At 45.8% G+C, this 21,025-nt stretch carries 15 protein-coding genes; 8 read left to right on the forward strand and 7 right to left on the reverse strand.

All coding sequences use genetic code 11. The annotated features are described in order from the left end of the window. Positions 1 to 86 precede the first annotated feature (86 nt). Positions 87 to 2,648, reverse strand: a complete 2,562-nt coding sequence (locus AC1DXC_RS21640; RefSeq protein WP_477461273.1) for a phosphocholine-specific phospholipase C — start codon at positions 2,646 to 2,648, stop codon at positions 87 to 89. 250 nt (positions 2,649 to 2,898) lie between these two features. Here AC1DXC_RS21640 and AC1DXC_RS21645 point away from each other — a divergent pair, with 250 nt between their 5' ends. Next, positions 2,899 to 4,197: an alpha-L-fucosidase gene (locus tag AC1DXC_RS21645; protein WP_477461274.1), complete on the forward strand. Its 1,299-nt coding sequence runs from the start codon at positions 2,899 to 2,901 to the stop codon at positions 4,195 to 4,197. 86 nt (positions 4,198 to 4,283) lie between these two features. Here the strand turns inward: AC1DXC_RS21645 and AC1DXC_RS21650 are convergent, their stop codons facing one another. From AC1DXC_RS21650 to AC1DXC_RS21660, 3 genes are all read right to left on the reverse strand, one after another. Further along, positions 4,284 to 4,808: a DinB family protein gene (locus tag AC1DXC_RS21650; protein ID WP_477461275.1), complete on the reverse strand. Its 525-nt coding sequence runs from the start codon at positions 4,806 to 4,808 to the stop codon at positions 4,284 to 4,286. A 164-nt stretch (positions 4,809 to 4,972) separates the two neighbouring features. Then, positions 4,973 to 6,607: a RagB/SusD family nutrient uptake outer membrane protein gene (locus AC1DXC_RS21655; protein WP_477461276.1), complete on the reverse strand. Its 1,635-nt coding sequence runs from the start codon at positions 6,605 to 6,607 to the stop codon at positions 4,973 to 4,975. 21 nt (positions 6,608 to 6,628) lie between these two features. Next, the gene (locus AC1DXC_RS21660; protein ID WP_477461277.1) at positions 6,629 to 9,859 is read right to left on the reverse strand and encodes a SusC/RagA family TonB-linked outer membrane protein; all 3,231 of its coding nucleotides are present in this window, start codon (positions 9,857 to 9,859) and stop codon (positions 6,629 to 6,631) included. Between the two features lie 513 nt (positions 9,860 to 10,372). On the opposite strand from AC1DXC_RS21660, the gene AC1DXC_RS21665 reads away from it, so the two are divergent. Continuing rightward, complete coding sequence (locus tag AC1DXC_RS21665; protein ID WP_477461278.1) at positions 10,373 to 11,545, forward strand: acyl-CoA dehydrogenase; 1,173 nt, start codon at positions 10,373 to 10,375, stop codon at positions 11,543 to 11,545. 45 nt (positions 11,546 to 11,590) lie between these two features. On the opposite strand, the gene AC1DXC_RS21670 is transcribed toward AC1DXC_RS21665, so the two are convergent. From AC1DXC_RS21670 to AC1DXC_RS21680, 3 genes are all read right to left on the reverse strand, one after another. Then, a complete protein-coding gene (locus AC1DXC_RS21670; RefSeq protein WP_477461279.1) occupies positions 11,591 to 12,298 on the reverse strand; it encodes a DNA alkylation repair protein in 708 nt (235 codons plus the stop codon). Positions 12,299 to 12,377: 79 nt separating this feature from the next. Then, positions 12,378 to 12,908, reverse strand: a complete 531-nt coding sequence (locus AC1DXC_RS21675; RefSeq protein WP_477461280.1) for a DcrB-related protein — start codon at positions 12,906 to 12,908, stop codon at positions 12,378 to 12,380. A 123-nt stretch (positions 12,909 to 13,031) separates the two neighbouring features. Continuing rightward, the gene (locus AC1DXC_RS21680; protein ID WP_477461281.1) at positions 13,032 to 14,222 is read right to left on the reverse strand and encodes a hypothetical protein; all 1,191 of its coding nucleotides are present in this window, start codon (positions 14,220 to 14,222) and stop codon (positions 13,032 to 13,034) included. Between the two features lie 87 nt (positions 14,223 to 14,309). On the opposite strand from AC1DXC_RS21680, the gene AC1DXC_RS21685 reads away from it, so the two are divergent. The 6 genes from AC1DXC_RS21685 to AC1DXC_RS21710 all read left to right on the forward strand — a co-directional run bounded on the left by AC1DXC_RS21685 (position 14,310) and on the right by AC1DXC_RS21710 (position 20,979). Continuing rightward, a complete protein-coding gene (locus tag AC1DXC_RS21685) occupies positions 14,310 to 15,578 on the forward strand; it encodes a hypothetical protein (protein WP_477461282.1) in 1,269 nt (422 codons plus the stop codon). A gap of 345 nt (positions 15,579 to 15,923) precedes the next feature. Beyond that, positions 15,924 to 17,582 (forward strand): serine hydrolase, encoded by a 1,659-nt coding sequence (locus tag AC1DXC_RS21690; protein ID WP_477461283.1) that lies wholly within the window; start codon positions 15,924 to 15,926, stop codon positions 17,580 to 17,582. A gap of 74 nt (positions 17,583 to 17,656) precedes the next feature. After that, positions 17,657 to 18,430: a hypothetical protein gene (locus tag AC1DXC_RS21695; RefSeq protein ID WP_477461284.1), complete on the forward strand. Its 774-nt coding sequence runs from the start codon at positions 17,657 to 17,659 to the stop codon at positions 18,428 to 18,430. 67 nt (positions 18,431 to 18,497) lie between these two features. After that, complete coding sequence (locus tag AC1DXC_RS21700) at positions 18,498 to 19,232, forward strand: DUF1444 domain-containing protein (protein WP_477461285.1); 735 nt, start codon at positions 18,498 to 18,500, stop codon at positions 19,230 to 19,232. 58 nt (positions 19,233 to 19,290) lie between these two features. Beyond that, positions 19,291 to 20,016 (forward strand): hypothetical protein, encoded by a 726-nt coding sequence (locus AC1DXC_RS21705; RefSeq protein WP_477461286.1) that lies wholly within the window; start codon positions 19,291 to 19,293, stop codon positions 20,014 to 20,016. Between the two features lie 102 nt (positions 20,017 to 20,118). Continuing rightward, a complete protein-coding gene (locus tag AC1DXC_RS21710; RefSeq protein ID WP_477461287.1) occupies positions 20,119 to 20,979 on the forward strand; it encodes a tetratricopeptide repeat protein in 861 nt (286 codons plus the stop codon). Positions 20,980 to 21,025: the final 46 nt, after the last annotated feature.

A 21,025-nucleotide genomic window follows, 5' to 3' on the forward strand; every position in this document is an offset into this window, starting at 1 on the left:
ACAAACAGCCGGTGCTAGGGTCAAATAAAGCGACTTTTGTAGCTCTCTTTCGGACTTACTGACTTTCGGACTTCCCGTCTTTCCGACTAAACTACAACACCACCCATCAATGGGTCGGTAAAGCTGTGGTTGCCGGTTTCTACCCGGCCTGCGTAGCGTTTCTCGAAAGTGGTGTGGCCTTTAACCTTTATGGTAAAATCATACCAGCAATGGTTTTTTTGCAGGTTTAGCACCAGCGGCGTAAACCTTGCGGCGTTGTAAACCGTGCGGGTAAGCGGTGCGCTTTTGTAGGCATTGTCAATCACTTCTACCAGCAACGGCGTTGTACTGCCCGAGCTGAAACCTATCTGGATGTTGCCCGTAAGCTTTTTGCCTGCGGCATCCTGCTGGTATTTCACATCGGCAGTCAGGTCGGGGTCTTGGGCGTTGCCCTTAAATTCGCGGTAGAAACCGTTGGGGCCATATACGCGCAGGTGGTACAGGCTATTTTCGAAATCATTCAATGCCCACTCATCGCTTATGTTATCGCCGGGAGTGAGGGCGTAGCTCCACGTGCGGGCAGCTTCCATCTGGCCGGGGTTGTAAAAGCCGGCGTGCCTACCCGGCGCGTACACATTGAAAGGCGCGCCAAGCGCTTGTTTGCCAAATGCCCTGTTTGATACTTCGAATTTGATTTGGAACGATTTCTTATCATCGCTCAATACACCATCGGCATATAATTCATAAGGCAGCGCGTTGGAATGTTTGATGCCCGTTTCCTGCTTCGGCATCAGGGGCGATGCGTGGCGGTTGGTTTTGATGAGCCTGATATCGGTCTCGTTCAGTTTCTTGAAAGTCGGTAGTTTTTTGAACTTGGCCTTGTGGATGCCTTCTACATATTTATTCTTATCCAGGAACGTGGGGTTGGCTATATGCTCGCCATGGTAGGGGCGGAATACTGTCGTTAAATCACCGCAAACGGTGCGCCGCCAATCGCTTATGTTATGTTCGGTGATGGTTTTGCCGGTTTTGTGCGCGAGGAATTTCTCCAGGAACATCAGGCAGGAGGTATGGTCGAACACTTCGGAATTTACCCAGCCGCCGCGGCTCCAGGGCGATGCGATAACCATTGGCACCCGGAAGCCCAGGCCTATGGCGCTTTCGCGGTCGTAATGCGTTGGGAAATCCTTGCGTTCCTGCTCTTGCTGCAGGGTTACGAATTCTACACGGGTGTCAATGCCATTAGACACCTTGCCCGTTCCCTCTTTGTGCGAGTGCGGGGCCACGAAAGGCGGCACGTGGTCGAAGTAGCCGTCATTCTCGTCGTAATTCAACACAAAAATGGTTTTCTTCCAAACCTCCGGGTTTTGAGTGAGAATATCGAGCACCTCGGATACGTACCAGGAGCCATACCATGGCGCGCCGGGATGGTCGGAGAAATTCTCGGGTGCTACCAGCCAGGATACTGTTGGTAGCTTGCCTGTTTTTACATCCTGCCTAAACTGGTGCAGCACATCGCTTTTTGGCACCTGCATTTCGCGTTTAGTGCCGTTATCGTCGTATTTCAGAGTGGTCAGGTCGTGGTAATGCGGGTCGGTACGGTTGGTGTCGAAACCTTTAAGGTGTATGTTCTTCTGCTTTTGCGAAAGCTTGTCGAATGCACCCGGCTCCAATAGTTGCGGGTTGTTTTTGATATCGGCCAGTTGCTCCTGCATCCAATGCAATTCCTCCTTAAGTCGCTTAAGCTTTGCATCGCCTGCCGGCAGGGCGTTTATCTTGACCTCGGTCTCCGTGATTTTGCCGGGCAGTATTTCCAGCATTTTCTTGCGGAAGACGGTGTGCTTATCGTGCAGTTTTACATTGTATTGCTCAAAAAACTCCAGTGGGTTATCGGTAAAGTTTGAGAGCCATGGGTCTTGCTCGCCCTCGAAACCAACGGGTATGCTCAATTCGTTCTGGTAGCATTTCCAGCTGATGCCTGCATCTTCCAGCCGCTCGGGGAAGGTGGTCCAGTTCAGTGTGCCGAAATCGGCGTCCTCGTTCCAAACCCTCGGCCGTGATGATTCTTTTTGTTCTTCACGTATGGTACCCGACCAAAAGAACAACCTGTTTGGCGTAGTGCCGGTAAGCGATGAGCAGAAATTTTGATCGCACACGGTGAACGCATCCGCCAGGGCGTAGTTAAAGGGCAGGTCGGCACGGGTATGGTAGCCCAGGGTTAGGGGCATATCGCGGTACTCGGGGTTACCCGATTTTTTCTCTATCAGCCACTGGTCGAATTTGCCGTCGTTGCGGGCGTTTACCTGGTTGGTCCAGCTGTGCGGCAGCGAGTTCATCCAGGTGGCCTTGGTGTTTTTGATATCGAGGTGGAAAGGCGCGAATGTTTCGCCCTTTTCGTTGGTTTGCAGCCAAACGGGGTTTTTATTGGGAAGGTCGATAGCCCGTGGGTCGTTATATCCGCGTACCCCTTTCAGCATACCGAAGCAATGATCGAACGAGCGGTTCTCCTGCATCAGGAAAACAACGTGCTCGGCATCGTGCCAGGTGCTGCCAGCCGCCGGGTTTATGGCCAGTGCTTTTTGGATGGATGCGGGCAAAACGCTGCTAAGACCTGCCGCGCCGGTAAGCATGGCTGCCTTTTTAAGGAAATCTCTGCGGGAATCTAACATGAGGGTAAATATAGTTATCGATAAATTGTCTGAACTCGAATTTTATGGAATTAATGAATGAACAGAATTTAAGCCATAGACAACCAATTGCTATGAATTCCGGCAATCCGGTTAATCTGCTTAATCCCGGTTCAGACAATATCCTGCAAGGTTATGATTACACTGTTAACTGTAAATAATATAAATGTGAATGTTACGGTTAAGCATAAAAATTGCTAATTTTCGGCTCGATAAATCTATATACATCATTATGCGGAAACTTACCCTCATTTGCCTGCTGTTTTTAACGGCTATCTTAAATACCCGTGCGCAAAGCCCGTACGCGCCCACTGCCGATAACCTCGCCGCCCGGAAGAAATTCCAGGAGCTGAAGTTCGGCTTGTTTATCCACTGGGGTATCTACAGCATTTTGGGCGATGGCGAATGGGTGATGCATGAAAAAAAGATACCTTATGATAGCTATAAACGCCTCGCCGGTTTTTTTAACCCACAGGAATTTAATGCAAAGGAATGGGTGGCCTTTGCCAAAAAAGCGGGCATGAAGTATATCACAGTTACCTCGCGCCATCATGATGGGTTCAGCATGTTCGGCACCAAAATGTCGCCTTACAACATTGTGGATGCTACCCCATACCATAAAGACCCTTTGATGGAACTGGCCAAAGAATGCGAAAAGGAAGGCATCGAACTGCATTTTTATTATTCGCTGCTGGATTGGGGCCGACCTGATTATGCTTTCGGTAGCCCGATTGTTGATGGCAAGCCCGTAAACGGCGATTGGGATAGCTATATCAAATTCATGAAAGACCAGCTTACCGAACTCATCACAAAATACCCTGCTGTAAAAGGGATTTGGTTCGACGGGCATTGGGAGCGAAAAAACGTAAACTGGCATTACGACGAAATATATGGCCTGATACACAAACTAAACCCTGCGATACTGGTTGGCAATAACCACCATATGGAGCCAATAGGCGGCGAGGATTTCCAGATGTTTGAGAAGGACCTGCCCGGCGCTAATACCACAGGTTTCAGCGGGGGCTCTAAAATTGGCAACCTGCCCCTGGAGACCTGCGAAACCATCAATAACAGCTGGGGCTTCAACATCAACGACAGGAGCTTTAAATCATCTAAACAGATTATCCATTACCTGGTAAACGCCGCCGGTCGCGATGCCAACTTTTTGCTCAACATCGGCCCAATGCCAAACGGTAAAATACAATCGGAATTTACCGACACGTTGGCCATAGTAGGTAATTGGCTGGAAAAGAATGGTGAGAGTATTTACAACACAAGGGGCAATGCCATACCGCCGCAACCATGGGGCGTTGCAACCATTAGCGGTAAAACGATGTATGCGCACGTAACCACTGCACCAAAAGAACCGTATGTTTTTATTCCGCAGTTGAAAGAAAAGGTGAATAAGGTTGTGTTGCTAAGCAGCGGGGCAGCCCTCAAATTTAAGCAACAACCCGAAGGCGTATTTATCTACACTAACGGCGTTGCCATCAACCCGGTGGATATGATTATCAAACTGACGGTGAATTAAATAAACACTAATTAAGGGCATTTTACGAATTCTATAAAAGCAAGATTTGTCAACTTTTTAAAAGTTGACAAATCTCCTTATTGTAATTAAACCGTTTCGGCCTCAACTTCTATCGGCACAAATTCTTCATCGGCACTTGGGCCGTAGCTGCCGGGGATTGGAATATCCAGCAAGCGAAGGTAAACGCCCAGTTGTGCGCGGTGGTGGATGATTTGTGATATGGTGAGGCGTATTACCTCCCATTTTTTATCGCGGCTGTAAATTTCCCGGCCGTTGCGCAGCGTCCAGATATCGTTCATCAGCCACTCTTTGTCGGCCACCAGTGCTTCTAATCCGGCTACGAATGATTTTTCGAATAGGGCCATCAAATCTTCGGTATTGTTAATGATGGTTGGGTCGTAAGGCGCAGCGGCAAAGTCCAGCTCTTCGGTAGATAGTACCATGGGTATCCAGGTAGGCAGCTCGGCAATATGGGTGGCAAGGCTGCGGATATTCATGCTTTTTGGATGCGGTTTCCAATCGTATTTGTCGTTTGGTATGCGCTGCAGCATTTTGCGGGTGGCTGCCACTTCTGAGTTTAATTGTTCCAGGAAAAATTCGATGGTTGTCATAGCTTGTTGTTTTTAGTTTGTAATTCAAAGAAACGACGAGCTAATGACAGCCCTATGTCAGTAGGAAAAAAAGAATTGATAAAATAAAAAGGCCGTGCAATTTGTGTGCACAGCCTTGGGGTATTAGTATTAACTGATATAAAGAACGAAACAAATAAGAATCATTAATTTGGATTCTTTATCGGCGCGCTACCTGCTGCCGGCGGGTTTAATTCAAACTCATCAGCTGGAACGTCCCAATAGTCAAGGAAGTTATAGTTGATAGTTGCATTCGTGTTTAATACGCCAGAAGATGTAAGCACTACAGCATTTGTGCGGCCACCACCTTTAGATATGTCATAAATCACACCCCAACGCCTTGCGTCGTAAAATGCGGTCCCCCTGAATAAAAGCGCAAGGCGTCGTTCTTTACGAAGTTCTTCTTGTGCTGCAGCCAGATTTAAACCGGTGCCGGATACTTTTGCAAGCCCGGCGCCCTGGTAAGTACGCACCGCATCAACACTCGCTAAGCCTAAATCAATTTGGCCGGTGTTAATAAGCGCTTCTGCTTTCATTAGTTCATTCTCTTCGTAGCTGCCTGCCATATACACTTCCTGGTTGCCCGGGGTTTTGTCAGCAATTGTGAAGGCGTTGTTACCCGGAATTGGGGTGAGTTTAGCATCATTCAATTGCCACCTTGTGCTAAAAGTAAAGCCGCCTACCTGGTTGTAAAAAGGCGTTCCTTGTAAAAAGTTCTTGCTTTTACGTAAATCGCCCGTTTTAATATCCTGCACTAAACGTTCGCTGATGGTGAAGCTGGTTGCTGTTTTATCACCCGCAGTATTAGCTGCTACCGAGCCGCCACCGGCGGAAAAGACATAATTATTGGCGGCGGTGAAACCTGCAAAAACATTATCGCCCGCCTGGATCCCAGCGTTGGTTAAAGTTAAAATAGTTTGCCAATTGGCGGCCGTCATGGCCGATGTACGTGTGTTAGCCAATAGATTGCGCGCCATCAATGTATTTATGCTGCGCACAAACATATCCGTTGTAGGCACTTGCGCGTTACCCACCTGGAAAAATGAAGGGATCAGTTTACCCATCAGTTCGGTATAAGTTGCGGTATTGGATATGCCTTTTAAAAGCGTCATAGCCTGCGTAAGGTTTTTGTTTGATTCGGCGATGAGCGCAGCGCTGGTAACATAGTTGCCGTTTGTTACGCTCACGCCATCGTTTATTAGCCCGGCGTAATAAACAGAACCTAACCTGGCGTAGGCAAGGCCTTTCCACCAGTATGCCCATGCCTTGTACGTAGCTTGTTTAGTTGCTGCGTCGCCACCTAAGCTAACGTTGTCGGTTAATGCCAGTATCTGGTTACAGGCATTGTTTAATCCGTACATGCTTTGCCATTCGTAGTAGAACATGTTGGTTCCCTGCTTGTCGCGCGTGTTGTTAAGCCTTAAATTGGCTATTTGCCGCTGCGGGTTAGTTAGCCTGCTGCCATCGTCGAGGATTGCGTAATCAGGCACGTTAACAAGGTTAACGTTTTGGTTGGATGCCTGCGCAGATACATCGTCGGCCAATAATTCATGGTAACCGTAGCATAACGAAAAGAAACTGTCTCCCAGCCATCCGTCGCCATTTACAAAGCCATTGATATATACGCTGCCTGCTGCAAGTGAAGTAAGGCCCGATTCTGTTTTTGCCTGCTCCAGCGTGGGTGAATTTGGATTTTTTACATCCAATTCTTTCTTACATGCCGACGAGCATACTACTCCGGCCATGATCATTGATGTTACTATATATTTATATTTTTTCATTTTATTTTCAATTAAGATCAATTAAAATCCAAGATTTAAGCCAATTTGATAAGTTTTGCTGTTAGGTGTTGAATCATGATCCACGCCCCTGTCAAAAGGTGAGTTAGATGAACCAGAGCTTGTCTCCGGATCGAAGCCGGTGTATTTGGTAATTGTGAGTATGTTACGACCGGTAAATGTTAACATAGCTCTCTTAAATACCTTGCGGCTTATCAGCTTAGAAAAATCATATCCAAGGTAAATGTTTCTCAATCTTAAAAAGGAAGAGCCCTCGTAGAAGTAATCTTTGGTTCCATTTCTTGCACCGTTACGGGCACCTATTATATCAGCATAAGCGCTTCTGTAGTAGGCAGTGTATGCACCGGATGTGCCTCCAATATCAACAGGTGTGTCATAATCACCGCTGATACCATCGCGGTACTGCCATTCTTTGGTTTGGTTGTACAAGTGGCTGCCATAAACCCAGTCGAACTGAAAGCCGAAGGTGAATGCTTTGTAGTTGAACGAGTTAATGAACGACATGTTGAATTTGGGGTTTGGATCGCCAATGGGAGAAACCTCGTTAGCAAACTGAATACCTTTATTGGCGATGTTTACAACACGGCCATTCACAATGGTATATTTGTCGTAATCTGCCGGCAATATGTATGGTACACCTAAGCTGTTTGTTTCGCTAACGCTGGTTAAAGCCTTAAAGCCATATATCTGGCCAATTTTTTGGCCTGCAATTAAGCTCAGCTGTGTACTGCCGGCTGCAGTAGCGAGGATGATAGGCGCGCCGCCGGTACTGGTAATCATGGTGGTTTGATTACTAAAGTTGGTGGTAAAATGCCAGTTAAAATCCTTGGTTGTTAATACGCTCAGGTTTAACGACGCCTGTATACCGTGCGATGCAAGGCCAATGGCATTGGTTTTTATTTGATTACCACCTGTTGATGGAGCTGTATTTACGTTATAAATAACATTATTAGCTTTACGGTTCCAGTAAGTACCACTGATGGTGATATCATTAAACCAGTTGCCCGATGCGCCTTTAATGCTAAAATCAGTACCGATCTCGTATTCTTTGGAGACCTCTACTTTAAGGTCGGGGTTAGCGAGTGCCGTAGGTAGGTTAAATGTTAACGACTGGCCAAGGTTGCCGGGATTAATGGTGGGATACCTGTCAAACGGATAAGGTTGTGTACCAGCCTCGCCATAACCACCCCTGATCTTAAATTCGGGAATGGCGTTCCCAAGGAATGAGTTTTTCCAGAAACCGAACGATGATGTGCGGATATATGCATTTGCATTAGGAAAGGTAAATGGCTTTGAACCTGCACCAAATGCAGACGAATAGTCTGTTCTGAAACCGCCGGATACACCACCGTAATCGCCAAAGTCGATTTTTTGATTTACTACAAAGCCATAGGTTACAAAAGGCGTGGTATAATCAAAAGACACGGCCTGGGTTGCGGTTTGGTTAAAGTTGTAAATAGCATAAACAGGCAATTCTAAACCATAGGTATTAAACTGCTTATCTAAACTCTTCCTGTAATCATATCCTAATAACGTACTTGTAGTAATAGGCACATTAAGATGAAAGTCTTTTTCAAAATCGGTTTTAATTACCGCCGAACCGTTAAAATTTTGGAAGGTAGTAGAGCTTGTATTTTTCACTAACTCGCCATTCGGGTTGGCTGCAAAAGCACCGTAGTACGAACCTAAATCTATAGCAGTTAAAGTGGCAGATTGATTTTTATAGATAGTGTTTTGCTCGGTATGCTGGTAGTTGAGGCCATATTTGGCGTTTAGGCTTAGGAATTTGTTAACCCTATAATCTGCCATGAAGCTTTGCAATAAGTCTTCGCGGTGCGAAACTCTGTTTGCCCATTGCGTATAATAGTTGGGGTTAGATCCGTTTACGCTAACAGTACCGGAGTTTAATGATAGCGGGTAACTGCCATCCTCATTTTTACGGTCAAAATCATAAAAAGGAGAAGCATTTAACACATCAAATATACCGCCAGCGTTACCAATCCCGTAATTAGGGTTAATGGTGTTTTTGGTATATATTAATTGCGTAACAGAACGTATTGTAAAACCTTTAAATAGTTCGGTGCCTATGTTTGCGGTTAAATTTGAACGGTCGTTATAGCCGTTGTTCTTGATGTTACTTTGTTGATGATTGTTTGAAGCCGTTAAATTGTAGTCTGACTTGTCGCTACCGCCGGAAATGGCTACGCTATTATTAATAGTGTATGCTGTTTTAAATAGCTGTTTAAGGTGATCGTAGTACTTTAAGTTTGTGCCATATTGCTGCTGAGCAATGTTTTTGGGGTTGCTCATTGCTGTTGGGGCACCCACAGATGGGTCTGCACCAAAGGCCCATTGTATGCCTGTATAACGGCCATCCTGGTCAATAGCTATTGGAGCATTGCTCGCATCAACAAAAATACCATTTGCATCCACCTTAAAGCTACTCAGTTTTGCCTGGTGCACATTGCCAAGGTTTAAATATTGGTTGCTGCTGGCGGTCGACGCAACTTCAACCCGTGTTTTGCCAACACGGCCTTTTTTGGTGAAGATTTGGATAACACCGTTTGCACCCTGCGCACCATAAATAGTAGACGCTGCCGCGCCCTGTACAATTTCTATATGGTCAACCGTCGCAGGATCGAGTTGGCTTATATCTGTAGTACGGGATTCGATACCATCTACAAGGATCATGGGAGAGGTGCTTCCCTGTACAGTATTTATACCACGTAATACGATATTGGTTCGTGCACCCGGTGTACCGTCTACCGAAGATATCTGTGCACCGGCAACCTGGCCAACCAAACCCTGGTCGATAGATGCCTGGGGAGATGCGGTAAGCGCTTTGCCTGATAGCGATTCAACAGCAATACCTAATTTGGCTTTGCTTGTTGCAACACCCGAACCGGTTACCACAACTTCGCCCAAAAGTTTTGAGTTGGTAATAAGCACCGCATTAATTACAGAGCCATTAATTGGTACCTCTAAAGAGTTGTATCCAAGATAGGAAAACACCAGTACACCACCTGAAGAAGGGACGCTTAAGCTGAATGTACCGGTTGCGGATGTTTGTGTGCCGGTGTGAGCGCCTTTTAGCACAACAGTGGCGCCGGGCACCGGCAAACCATCGTCTTTAGCGATAACAGTACCGGTTACTGTCCGGCTTTGGGAGTAGGCAAATTGGCACGATAGTACCAACAGCAACCCAATGAGGTTTTTGAATAATTTTTTTTTCATGAAAAGATCAGTTAAAGTGAAAAGTTAATGCACACAAGATACTAGTGTAACATTTACATTACAATTGGCTTGGAATTTTTACTTTAATTGCAAAAATGATGTTGCAATTGACATTGTTTTATAGTTTTTTTAAAAAAATGCAATAATAATTGTGTTATTTTTAATTATTTGCTGGTGTTATATTAGTAAATTGGTATTTATTGTGAGTTTTTACTACATAAATTTCATTAATAATAGCTTTTTTATGAAATCTATGTGAAATACTAGTCTGGAATTGTAACATTTTAGATTAGTTGTAGATATTTTTTTAATAATTTGATTTTTATAGATAGATATATAATTTTTTTTCGAACCATTGTGGTCTTTTTAATGAATTATAAAAAGATTTTCGTTTTTTTTTATTTAAAATAAGGTTTATTCGAGGGTGCAAGAGCGGGTAACATTATTTGATAAAATACTATGCATGCATAGTATTTTATCTCTATCTTTATCCCAATCAATTATAACCCTGAAATGGACCACCTACTAACCGATACGCCCGCAGGCTACGATTTCTCTATCAGCGATAACCAGAAAATGATAGGCCAGATGGCCAAAGATTTTGCAGAGAAGCATATCCGCCCCAATGTAATGCAATGGGACGAGGAGCAGCATTTCCCGCTGGAATTGTTTAAGCAACTGGGCGAAACCGGCATGATGGGCGTTTTGGTGCCCGAGGAGTACGGTGGTTCGGGCTTTGGCTATGCAGAATACGTAACGGTTATAGTAGAAATTGCTAAAGTTTGCGGTTCGATTGGTTTATCGGTAGCGGCGCATAATTCATTATGTACCGGCCATATACTGGCCTTTGCCAACGAAGAACAAAAGCAACGCTGGTTACCCAAACTGGCCACCGCCGAATGGCTGGGTGCCTGGGGACTAACCGAGGCCAACACCGGCAGCGATGCCATGGGCATGAACACCACTGCCGTTTTAGACGGCGACCACTACATCGTTAACGGCTCTAAAAACTGGATAACCCACGGTAAAAGCGGCGACGTGGCCGTAGTGATGGTACGCACCGGCAACAAGGGCGATAGTAAAGGGATTTCCGCGTTAGTGATTGAACGCGGTACGCCGGGTTTCAGCGCGGGCAAAAAAGAAAATAAGCTGGGCATGCGCGCATCCGAAACCACAGAAATGATTTTCGATAACTGCCGTGTACCCAAAGAGAACCTATTGGGAGCCGAGGGCGAAGGCTTTAAACAAGCTATGAAAGTGTTGGATGGCGGGCGTATATCCATCGCGGCCTTATCCTTGGGCATTGCCAAAGGCGCTTTCGAGGCGGCGGTTGCTTACTCCAAAGAGCGCCACCAGTTTGGGCAGCCGATAAGCAGTTTCCAGGGGATATCTTTTAAACTGGCCGATATGGCAACCGAGATAGAAGCCGCAGAATTATTGGTGATGCAGGCCGCCGAGTTGAAGAACCGCCACCTGCCGGTTACCAAACAATCGGCGATGGCTAAATATTTTGCATCGGAAGTAGCCGTGCGTTGCGCCAACGAAGCCGTGCAGATATTCGGCGGCTACGGCTACACTAAAGATTTCCCCGTAGAGAAATTTTACCGTGATGCCAAGCTTTGCACCATAGGCGAAGGCACTTCAGAGATACAGAAGATTGTGATTGCCAGGGAGGTGTTGAAATAACACTGATTACACAGGTTGAAGTTCATTTCACCGATTTTGTACTCTCTAACACTTTACCGTCTTTTTCTTAGCGGAGTTTGGGTTTCGTTCCTTTGCTTTTTTGATATAATCTGCCGCAGCGGGCACTTTGCAGGCTGTGCCATTCATATCTACCATTACTGTTCCGTTTTTAGCTGCCGTGGCCAGGGCATGCTCATTTAATTCCGAAACATAGGCACCTACAGAAATGATAAAGCTGTTCATTTGGTAGCGTACGCGGTTTGGGGAGGTATGGATAGTCTGCTCAATGCGCGTTAACAGACTTTTCAGTGCATCCATATCCAACTCACTATCCGGTTTTAAGGCGACCATGTTAGCCAGCGTGGCCCAACCCGAGGAGGCGATGCGTTCTTCGCTGCTATCTATCCATTCCAACCCAAGTACGAAACCAAAACGGCTGCCGGCGGCAACCCAGGGTACTGTGTATTCGCCGATGTTGTTAGACAGGGCAAGCTCGGCCCATCTTTGCAATTCGGCTTTAGTCATTTTGGCATCATCGGTTATCAGGCCGGCCAGGTACATGGCATCGGCGTTGCCGGTTTCAAAAAGGCCCTTGGCCAACTCGTAGTCGGTTTTGGTTTTCTTTTGGATTTTTTTCAGGCACTCTACCTTCACCCCGAAAAACGGCTCTTTAACGCCATGTTTTAACAATATCTTTTTGATGCTTTCGCTGCCGTACGCCTGTAGTTCGGCCATAACTTCGTCTACGGTCATGGTTGGTCGGTTAATATAAAATAGATTTTGAAGAATCCTAAGTTAGTTATTTAAGCCCAAAACTGAAATGAACGCCCTATTACTTCAGAGCTATCGATGCCATAATTTCTTCGGCCGTGGCTTGCCATTTCGGTAGCAGTTTTTCGGTGCAATTAAAACTTAGCATTAAAATTTTCCCGTTCAACTCCGAAAACGCCATATAGTTATACACTTTCTGATCAACGGCATCAATTGTAAACTTTAGAAAGCCAAACGTTTTGCCATTTATTTGTTTTACCCCATCTGCCAGCCATTGTGCATCGGGGCGGTTCTTTTTAAAAAAGTTCAACTGGAATTCTTTAAATTCAGCTACCTGGCCTGGTTGTATAGATTGAGGCAAATAGTTAACAATAATATTTACCGTTCCATCTTCGTCAGATAGTACAGCTTGGGGCTGCTGAGTACGATTAGGATATTTTACGGCAATCATTTCTGCCGACATTTGTTTGAAATCTGTGGGGATAAGCATTTCAAGTCTTCCTTCGAGGTAGGTTCGCTTCTCCAGTTTTATTTGGGCATTGGCAAATGTGTATATAAACAGCGCGACAAAAGCGAGGAACGGTACTTTCATGGAGTGGGTGTTTTTGGTTTTACAGGGCTTAATATATTAAAACACCTAAAAATATGGATAAAAAAGAAGACATCAGAATATTATGAGCCGCTGGTTGGCCAACCAGCGGCTCATAAGGCGTTCTTACTCCTGTAAAACAGCTATGCTGCCATCCATCTTAGCTATGCGGGCTACGATGCCCCAACCGTAAAAGTAGTTGGATACGCCGATAATCAACTCGTTATCGCCGGCTTTGAGGGGGATGTCGAACGAGGAGTTGGCCACATCCAAACGCCCGTCGGGATATTTGCGTATGGGTTGCGGGTACTGGTTCTTATCGGCATATATCAAGCCACCGTTGATAAATACGTAGGCCTCATCGCTAAAGCCGAGCTGTATTTTTACCAATTGTTCTTTGGTGCTGCGTATTTTTGTTTTGAGCCATGCGTAGCGATTTTTGTTCTGCACGCCGCCGCCGCGGTTTTCCATGCCGCCGAACATACGGGTAAGGTTGATGAGGCCGTGCCGCTCGGCCAAGATGGGCTGCCATTTGGTGGTGTCGGTGGGTAAGTCTTCGCGTATCAGTTCGCGGCCTTTTTCTAAAAACTGTGCGGCAGATACATCCCAGCGGCGGATGTAACCTACGTCGTGATTGGTAAGATCGGCACCTGCAACCGGCGACAGTCCCTCCGTATCGTTGGGTTTGATAACCAGGTTAGCAAAGTATGCCGGCCCATCGAACGCGATGCCGCCTGTTGCAGCCTTTGCTTCAAGTCGGGGTATTTCCAAAGTGGGTTTGGCCATGTTGTTTACATACACCCGCATTTGCATGCCCGATATTACCAGTTTAAAATGGTTCCAGTCCTCATTCTTCAGTTGGGCTGGCCCCTGGTAGTGGTTCATCATATCCCATAGGTTCACCCCGCGTACGATGGGCGCATATTGGATGGCATCGTTTCGTTGCAGGGTTTCGTCTTTAGCCATGCGCAAGTACACCAACTCGCTTTCGTTGCCGTTTTGCCGGCGGAAATACACGCTGAGGAACGATGATTTGGCAACATCCACCGGCTGGGCATCAAATTCGATGGTGCCGTCGGTGAAAATCAGGTCCTTTAACACCACTTGTTTGTTGCCGGGGAGTACCTTCATGGCCTTTGCGCCTTTATAGGTGATGAACTCTACCTTTTGCAGGGTAGTATCGAAGTGGGCAGCATCGAAAGGGATGGCGATAGCTTTAATTTTAGCTTGTTTTACCTGTGCCATGCCGACGATTGCGTAAAATAGTAGTGCAAGGATGAGCACCGGTTTGATGAGATGCGGAAGTTTATTTTTCATGATTATTTATAATTTTAAGCTAAATTGGATGGCCACAACGGCAAAGCCATATTCAAGTTCATTCAAACACATTCACGGTCAATCAGCATGCAAAAAGAGGTTCAGTACATAGCCCGCTGGCGGGAGATTGCCGAAGAGCAATTGGGCTGGGGTGATAGCACGGCTTGGAGCGATCTCGATTTTGAGAAGCTGAGCCAACTTTTTTTGCATAAAACTGGTGCCATGCTCAGCGTTACCACGTTGAAAAGGCTTTGGGGCAAGGTGAAGTATGATAGCACACCTAATGCAGCTACGCTGAACACGCTTGCCAAATTTATCGGGCACGACAATTGGCGGGAATTTAAACAGCGCATCGACGAGCAAAGGCAAACGACCGCAACACCTGTGGCCGATTTGTCCCCCAGGAAAAAGAATTACCTGCCGACAATCATCAGTATAGCCATCATGAGTATTGTTCTGGTCGGGATATTGGCCTGGATAATTAAACCAAAGCAGCCCGGGATAGTAGCCGCCAAACCCGTGCAATTTGCTGCGAGGGTTGTTGCCGATGGCTTGCCCAATTCGGTAGTGTTTGATTACGATGCATCGGGTTTGCAGGCCGACAGCCTTACCTTGCAGCAAACCTGGGACCCAAGCAGAACGGAGCGCATCGCCACATCGGGCACACAGCATACCTCTATCTATTATCACCCGGGTTATTTCACCGCGAAACTCATGGATAAAGGAAAGATAGAAAACGAAACCCCGGTATATATAAAAACGAAAGGTTGGGTAGGCTTGCTTGATAAACAACCGTCTCCCACCTATCTGAGCGATGCTGAAATACATCTGCCCGGCGCGCTGGGCCTGGGTGCAAAGGCCATTGCAGCCAAAACAGGCCTACCCGTTTTTAACGGCCAATGGCTGCGGTTTTATAATGTGCGGGAATTTGATGGCATATACGGTAGCGATTTTATGTTGGAAACCACCCTGCGCAATACATCGACTCCGCAAGAATCCTCGTGCCGCAAGGTTATCATTTACATTTTGGGTAAGCAGAACGCCATCATCATCCCCTTGGCCAATAGAGGCTGCAGTTCTGATCTGAGGCTTTTTACGTCATCAGAATGGGTAAACGGGCGGGATAAAGACCTGAGCGCTTTCGGCTGCGATTTTAGCAAATTCCAAAAGCTGCGTTGCAGCGTAAAAAACATGCAACTTACTGTGCGGCTAAATGGTGTGCAAATATATAGCGCGCCCATAACCCAAACCATTAAAGAAGTTGCGGGCCTCTGCATCGCCTTCGAAGGCCCCGGCGAAATAAGGGATGTTATACTAAGTAACAGCAGCAAAACAGTGCTGAACGATAGCTTCTAAATCGTGAAAACAAAAAGCAGGCGTGGCCTTGCGCTATACCTGCTTTCATTTAATCTTTATTAACTATTAACTGACCGATTTTTAATTCGGTTAATTACTGGTATAACTCCATAATTATATTTCTAGTATAATAATTATATTATAAATTAATATTTCTTTTCCACCCAATTCTAAGGATAATGTGTGCTTCCTTATCCATCTTAAAGCGACTGAAATTTTGTTTCGATTGACTAGCTATGAAAAGATTTAATCGGATTATTATTCGTCTCAATCGATAAATATCAAAATTATATTTGTTTTTATTTGTTTCGGCGATATCTTTACCTCATGGTTCTTTATCGCACAATGAAAATAACGTTTGTTTTATCCCTTTTCATTGCCGCCTGCGGGCCGGCGCATGCCCAACCCTTGAAGGTATTGAAAAATATGTTGAGCGATAACGGTTTGCCGGGCTTGCAACTGGCATATACTGTTAATGGTAAAACAACAACGCTTAATGCCGGCCTGGGTGGGATGGAGGCGTCCGAGCCCCTCGACGCGGAGACTATATTCCGGGCGGGTTCGTTGGGGAAATCTGTCTTCGCCTATGCGGTGATGCGGTTATACGATAGGGGGCTTATTTCCCTGGATACGCCTTTATTAAACTATACTGGTACTTACGACAGGTTCGACGCTACCGACCCACGCTTTGCCAAGATAACGGCGCGGATGGTGTTGAGCCACAGCAGCGGCCTGGCAGAATTTTCGCAGTTCGATATCCATGCGCAGGTTAAGTTGTTGTTCGATCCGGGTAGTTCATTTTCCTATTCGGGCGAGGGTATATGGTTCCTTCAAAAGGCTGTGGAGAAAATAACGCGTGTGCCTTTCGAGCAATTGATGCAACAGGAAGCCTTTATCCCGCTGAAAATGAGCAACAGCACCTACACAGAAACCGACAAACTGGATAGTACATCGCTGGGCGCGGCAAATGAAGAACTAAAGTGGATGTCGCCCAACGCCGCCTTTACCCTGCTTACCACTGCGCACGATTATAACCTGTTCTTACAGGCATTGATAAGTGGCAAAGGACTAAAGCCCGCCACGAAACAGCTGATGTTTGCCAGGCAAAGCAATGCCCAATGGTATCAGCGCGATACAGTTAAGGCCGATGCCTATATCGATTGGGGCCTGGGCGTGGGGCTTCAGCAGAACGAAAAAGGCAAAGCCATTTGGCATTGGGGCAGCGCCGGCGATTTTTATTCCTTTTATATAGCCTGCCCGGCTACAAAAGAAAGCCTGGTATTTTTTACCCGCGGCGATAGGGCTTTGAAGATTACTGATGCTATCATCAACCGTTTCCTTGGCCGGCAAACTACCTGGGCCATGCGCTGGCTACAGTTAGGCTATGATAACCCCGAGACGATGGATCGGTTGTTCAATAGCCTGCGCCAGCAAGGCATTGCTGCTGCTCCGGCTATCTTCAATAAGCTGAAATTTACGGGCAATCAATTTTCGGAAAGAGACATCAACAACTACGGCAAAACGCTGCTGAAACAAGGGCGCAACAAGCAGGCGTCAGCTATTTTTAAGCAGCAGGCAGCCCGGTACCCGCAAAGCCCCGTAGCTTATGAGGGCATGGCTGCTGCCGCAGAGGCGAACGGCGATAAAGTATCGGCAATAGCGAGTTATCGCCGCTCGCTCGAGTTAGACCCGGGTAACTCAGGTGCAGGCTACCACGTCAAGGCTTTGGAAAACGCAGCGCGTTTTACGCCCGCCCAGTTAAAAGATTTTGAGGGGAGATTTAAAAACACAGGCAACGGAATGTATTTGCAAATGAACGCCGTGGGCGACAAGCTGGTGATAACCCAAAGTTGGGATGGCGGGAAACTGGAATTTTTTAGGGTAGAGGAGCTGCTGTTCTATAACAACGAGCCGGGCTTTACCCTGAAGTTTACCAGGGATGCCGCAGGGAAAATAGAGAAGGCTTTTGTGAACGATATACCAGTGGGCTGGGTGAAGGAATGAGTCTATCTATCAAAATTATTACCTTGATTTATAGCTGATTTGCTTATATTCGTTCAGTTCAATTTTAAATTCGGATGAAAAAGCTGCTTCCTGCCGTCGCGCTGTTTATTGTGGTTATTTGTTTGCTTACTGCCTGCACCAAGAACGGCGTACCCAACGCCCCCAAAGGGGAAATTGCCGTTACCAAGCTCCGGGTGAAAATAAACGAGCCTGATTCTATGCTGCTGGTTGGTGTGGATACCAATAAAGTGGTCAGTTGGACGGTAGCGCCCGCAGGGCAAAATACTTTACGTACTTTCAAAACTGCCGCGCTTATTCAGTTTAATAAAGCAGGAAGCTACGTTATAAATGCCGGCAATAGCGATATTCAGGCCAAACCCATTACCATTACGGTTATCGATTCGGTTTACGAACCGCCTGTTTCCTACATTAATTTTGATGCCAGCGAAGAGATAACCGTTGTGCCGCGGTACGTAAAAAGCGCCACTTCCGATTCCAGCTATATAGCTTACACCGCAACCACCAAAAAGAAGTACTGCAATAACTACAGCCTTGGCGGCGGCGTTTGGTACGATACCAATGGAGGTGGGGCTTACTATCTGAGTTTCGACTATGCTTTTTTAAAAGTGCCCATAACCGGCTGTAGTGCCAGCGTTATTTTATCGCAGAATAATGATTATCGCAGTTACCAGCGAAAGTTGTTGCCGGGCACCTACGCACTGCATTGCGAATTTGGTAACGGTGTTTCCAGCGGCACAGGCAGTATTGAAGTTACCGATACCCAAATCATTTTCCATTGGGATGATGCTCACAATATTATTATCTCGCCAAAGGTATTAACGAGATAAACCTGGTATTTATGGTTTAAGGGCTTTTATATTTATACGTAATTTATCCGCCTTAAATAGCCCTGGAATGCCTTTATCACTACACGCTAAAAAAATCAATCTTGTTGTCTTGCTGCTGTTGTTCGATAGCTTTTGTTTCGGCCAAACAAACAGCATAGATATCAGCACTTACGACAAAGCTAAGCCTTATTTAACCGTACGCATTTATTCGGATGCCAGCGTTGCACAAAAAGGCGGCGTAGGGAAAATGGTTTCGCGTGTTGACCTGGAAGGCGCCACCACCGTTTTGATGCTGGATATGCCCGGAGGGTTTTCGCCGCTGTTTAAAACTGATTTCGAAAAATGGAACAAACCTGCCGATGAGGTATTTAAAGATGCCCTGGCCAATGTGGGTAGCCAAAAGGTGGAAAAAATTACGAAAATATTCGATGGCGATATCTACAAAACAGAATTCAACTTTTTGGCCAACGATGATTATGCGGCCAGCTATGCGCTAAACCTGGCCGCAAACGCGCCCGATCTGGTTGGCGAATGGGGCTCGGTTATCGTGATACCCAACAGGGGTTTTGCAGCGATATGCACCATATCGAAAGCCAAACCGGTCGACTTCGTAAAATTTATCCAACGCATTAAACCTGTAACCGATAAATCGTTCGCCGAACACAAGGTGCCGGTATCTAACGGGTTCTATTGGTACTACAAAGGCAAATTCACCCTGGTACAGGTATTTACCGACGATAAAGGGAATATAAACGTAGTGGCGCCCTTGGGACTGGGAGAATTGATGAGTGTGAAGAATTAGGAGGGAATGTACGCTACCGGCCATCTTAGCATCTTATGGTAAAATTGATAAAAGACATATGATTTTCTACTTTCCCTTAGATAGCGCGCGCCAAAAGCTACATGTAGAAATTGGTAATGCTATAAAAGAGCTTTATCCTATAGGAGTCACCCGCGAATCAACGGGATATCGTGAGTATGAGGGAATAAAGAAAATCATGGAAGTGATTGAAGAAAGTATGACCCGGAACAAAAAGTTCAGCACACCTTGGGTTGAATTTTTGAAAAAGCTGCGTGCCGGATTCCCTAAAAAAGTACACAGCACGACTATGCCAATAGATATATCCTTCAGCGGAGATATGATTTTGGAAAAATATGAGGACAACGCATTGAGGCGAATAAAACGGCTTGCTTTTTCGGTTAGCATCGTTTCTCCATTCTTTACCATTTATGGTGTTGATGAAACCTTTATAAAGATGATAGAATATAAGGAGGCAAGTGGCTTTCACGCTATCAATGTAATCACCGAATCGCCTTATCTGGAGTTTGAAGAAAGCTTTAATTACTTAAAATTAGAAATATCGCAGCAATGGCCCAACTATAGCTTTGTGCCAATAAGAATAGGATTGATGAACGTAAAGGGCCTGCAAACGCCCTATAGTAATTTGGAAGAATGTAAAGTGCATAATGCACTTTTTAATGGAGCGCTCGATTATAGCCCGGTTCAATATTTCCGGGGCGAAAGTTATTATGGGAGCGGCAACAGTGATGTTACCGTTAATTTATCGCCTCCACCCCCGAGTTAACCTAAAAGCCAAATGTTTTAAGCTTTACGATTAGATTCGTCAACTTTTTAAAAGTTGACGAATCTGTATTGGCGAGCATTTATTTAATGCTAACTTTAGCATATGAAACCTATCCTGTCGCTTATTATCCTCTTTAGCATTGCCCTTACCGGTTTTTCTCAAACCGCAGGCAACGCCCCTTTACAATTCAATAAACGTTACACGCAATGCGAGCGGAAGTGGGTAGTGCTGACAAAAGCAGATACTGCTAAAAGCTACGGATTTGGCTTTATTTATATAGACGAACAGGCTGGGTTTACTTATGATTTAAAAGGAAACTTAACCATCGACGATAAGGGCGTTTACAAAGCCGATACCACCATCTTCAACGGGCAATCTATAAAGCTCCGTATCCCGCCCAACTGGAAAGATATAGCGTTGCTGCCGCCTGATAAAATTAAGGCGCTTGGCCTGCCCCAGCAGCCCTCGTGGGTGAGTAGTTATTACAATTACACCGATACTGTTAAACATAATTACCGCTGGGGATGGATTTATAATGATTTGGGCGAATCGGCCATTGCTATAACCTACCTGGAGCCGGCTTACCGTATGAGTAATAAGGCGGACAGCATAACATTTGAATTGGGCTTTTCATACAATGCCATTAACGATTTTAAAAAAGCAATAGAAGTGCTGGAGCCTGCCACTACCCGTCAGCCCGACTATTTTCTTTATTATAAAGAACTGGGCTACGCTTACCTGTATTCGAAATTGTATGATAAGGCTATTGAAACTTATAAACGGGGTTTAGGCCGTTTCCCCGATAAGCAATCAGAATCGCGCTGGGAACTGGCATATAATATGGCACAGGCGTACAAAGCAGCTGGCAATTCCGATGAATATAAAAGTTGGATGGCCAAGGCCAAAGCCTACCTCCCTGCCGATTCGCAGTATAACAAGGTAATGACAGATGCCGGGTATTAATTTTCTACTAACTTTTTAAAAGTTGTCTAATCCGTTTTTTTATCAT

It is taken from the genome of Mucilaginibacter sp. P2_D11, assembly GCF_056404435.1.

Bases quoted from the DNA above. Each gene is read 5' to 3' on its own strand.
- AC1DXC_RS21640 (WP_477461273.1), bottom strand. From the start codon at position 2,648: ATGTTAGATTCCCGCAGAGATTTCCTTAAAAAGGCAGCCATGCTTACC.
- AC1DXC_RS21645 (WP_477461274.1), top strand. From the start codon at position 2,899: ATGCGGAAACTTACCCTCATTTGCCTGCTGTTTTTAACGGCTATCTTA.
- AC1DXC_RS21650 (WP_477461275.1), bottom strand. From the start codon at position 4,808: ATGACAACCATCGAATTTTTCCTGGAACAATTAAACTCAGAAGTGGCA.
- AC1DXC_RS21655 (WP_477461276.1), bottom strand. From the start codon at position 6,607: ATGAAAAAATATAAATATATAGTAACATCAATGATCATGGCCGGAGTA.
- AC1DXC_RS21660 (WP_477461277.1), bottom strand. From the start codon at position 9,859: ATGAAAAAAAAATTATTCAAAAACCTCATTGGGTTGCTGTTGGTACTA.
- AC1DXC_RS21665 (WP_477461278.1), top strand. From the start codon at position 10,373: ATGGACCACCTACTAACCGATACGCCCGCAGGCTACGATTTCTCTATC.
- AC1DXC_RS21670 (WP_477461279.1), bottom strand. From the start codon at position 12,298: ATGACCGTAGACGAAGTTATGGCCGAACTACAGGCGTACGGCAGCGAA.
- AC1DXC_RS21675 (WP_477461280.1), bottom strand. From the start codon at position 12,908: ATGAAAGTACCGTTCCTCGCTTTTGTCGCGCTGTTTATATACACATTT.
- AC1DXC_RS21680 (WP_477461281.1), bottom strand. From the start codon at position 14,222: ATGAAAAATAAACTTCCGCATCTCATCAAACCGGTGCTCATCCTTGCA.
- AC1DXC_RS21685 (WP_477461282.1), top strand. From the start codon at position 14,310: ATGCAAAAAGAGGTTCAGTACATAGCCCGCTGGCGGGAGATTGCCGAA.
- AC1DXC_RS21690 (WP_477461283.1), top strand. From the start codon at position 15,924: ATGAAAATAACGTTTGTTTTATCCCTTTTCATTGCCGCCTGCGGGCCG.
- AC1DXC_RS21695 (WP_477461284.1), top strand. From the start codon at position 17,657: ATGAAAAAGCTGCTTCCTGCCGTCGCGCTGTTTATTGTGGTTATTTGT.
- AC1DXC_RS21700 (WP_477461285.1), top strand. From the start codon at position 18,498: ATGCCTTTATCACTACACGCTAAAAAAATCAATCTTGTTGTCTTGCTG.
- AC1DXC_RS21705 (WP_477461286.1), top strand. From the start codon at position 19,291: ATGATTTTCTACTTTCCCTTAGATAGCGCGCGCCAAAAGCTACATGTA.
- AC1DXC_RS21710 (WP_477461287.1), top strand. From the start codon at position 20,119: ATGAAACCTATCCTGTCGCTTATTATCCTCTTTAGCATTGCCCTTACC.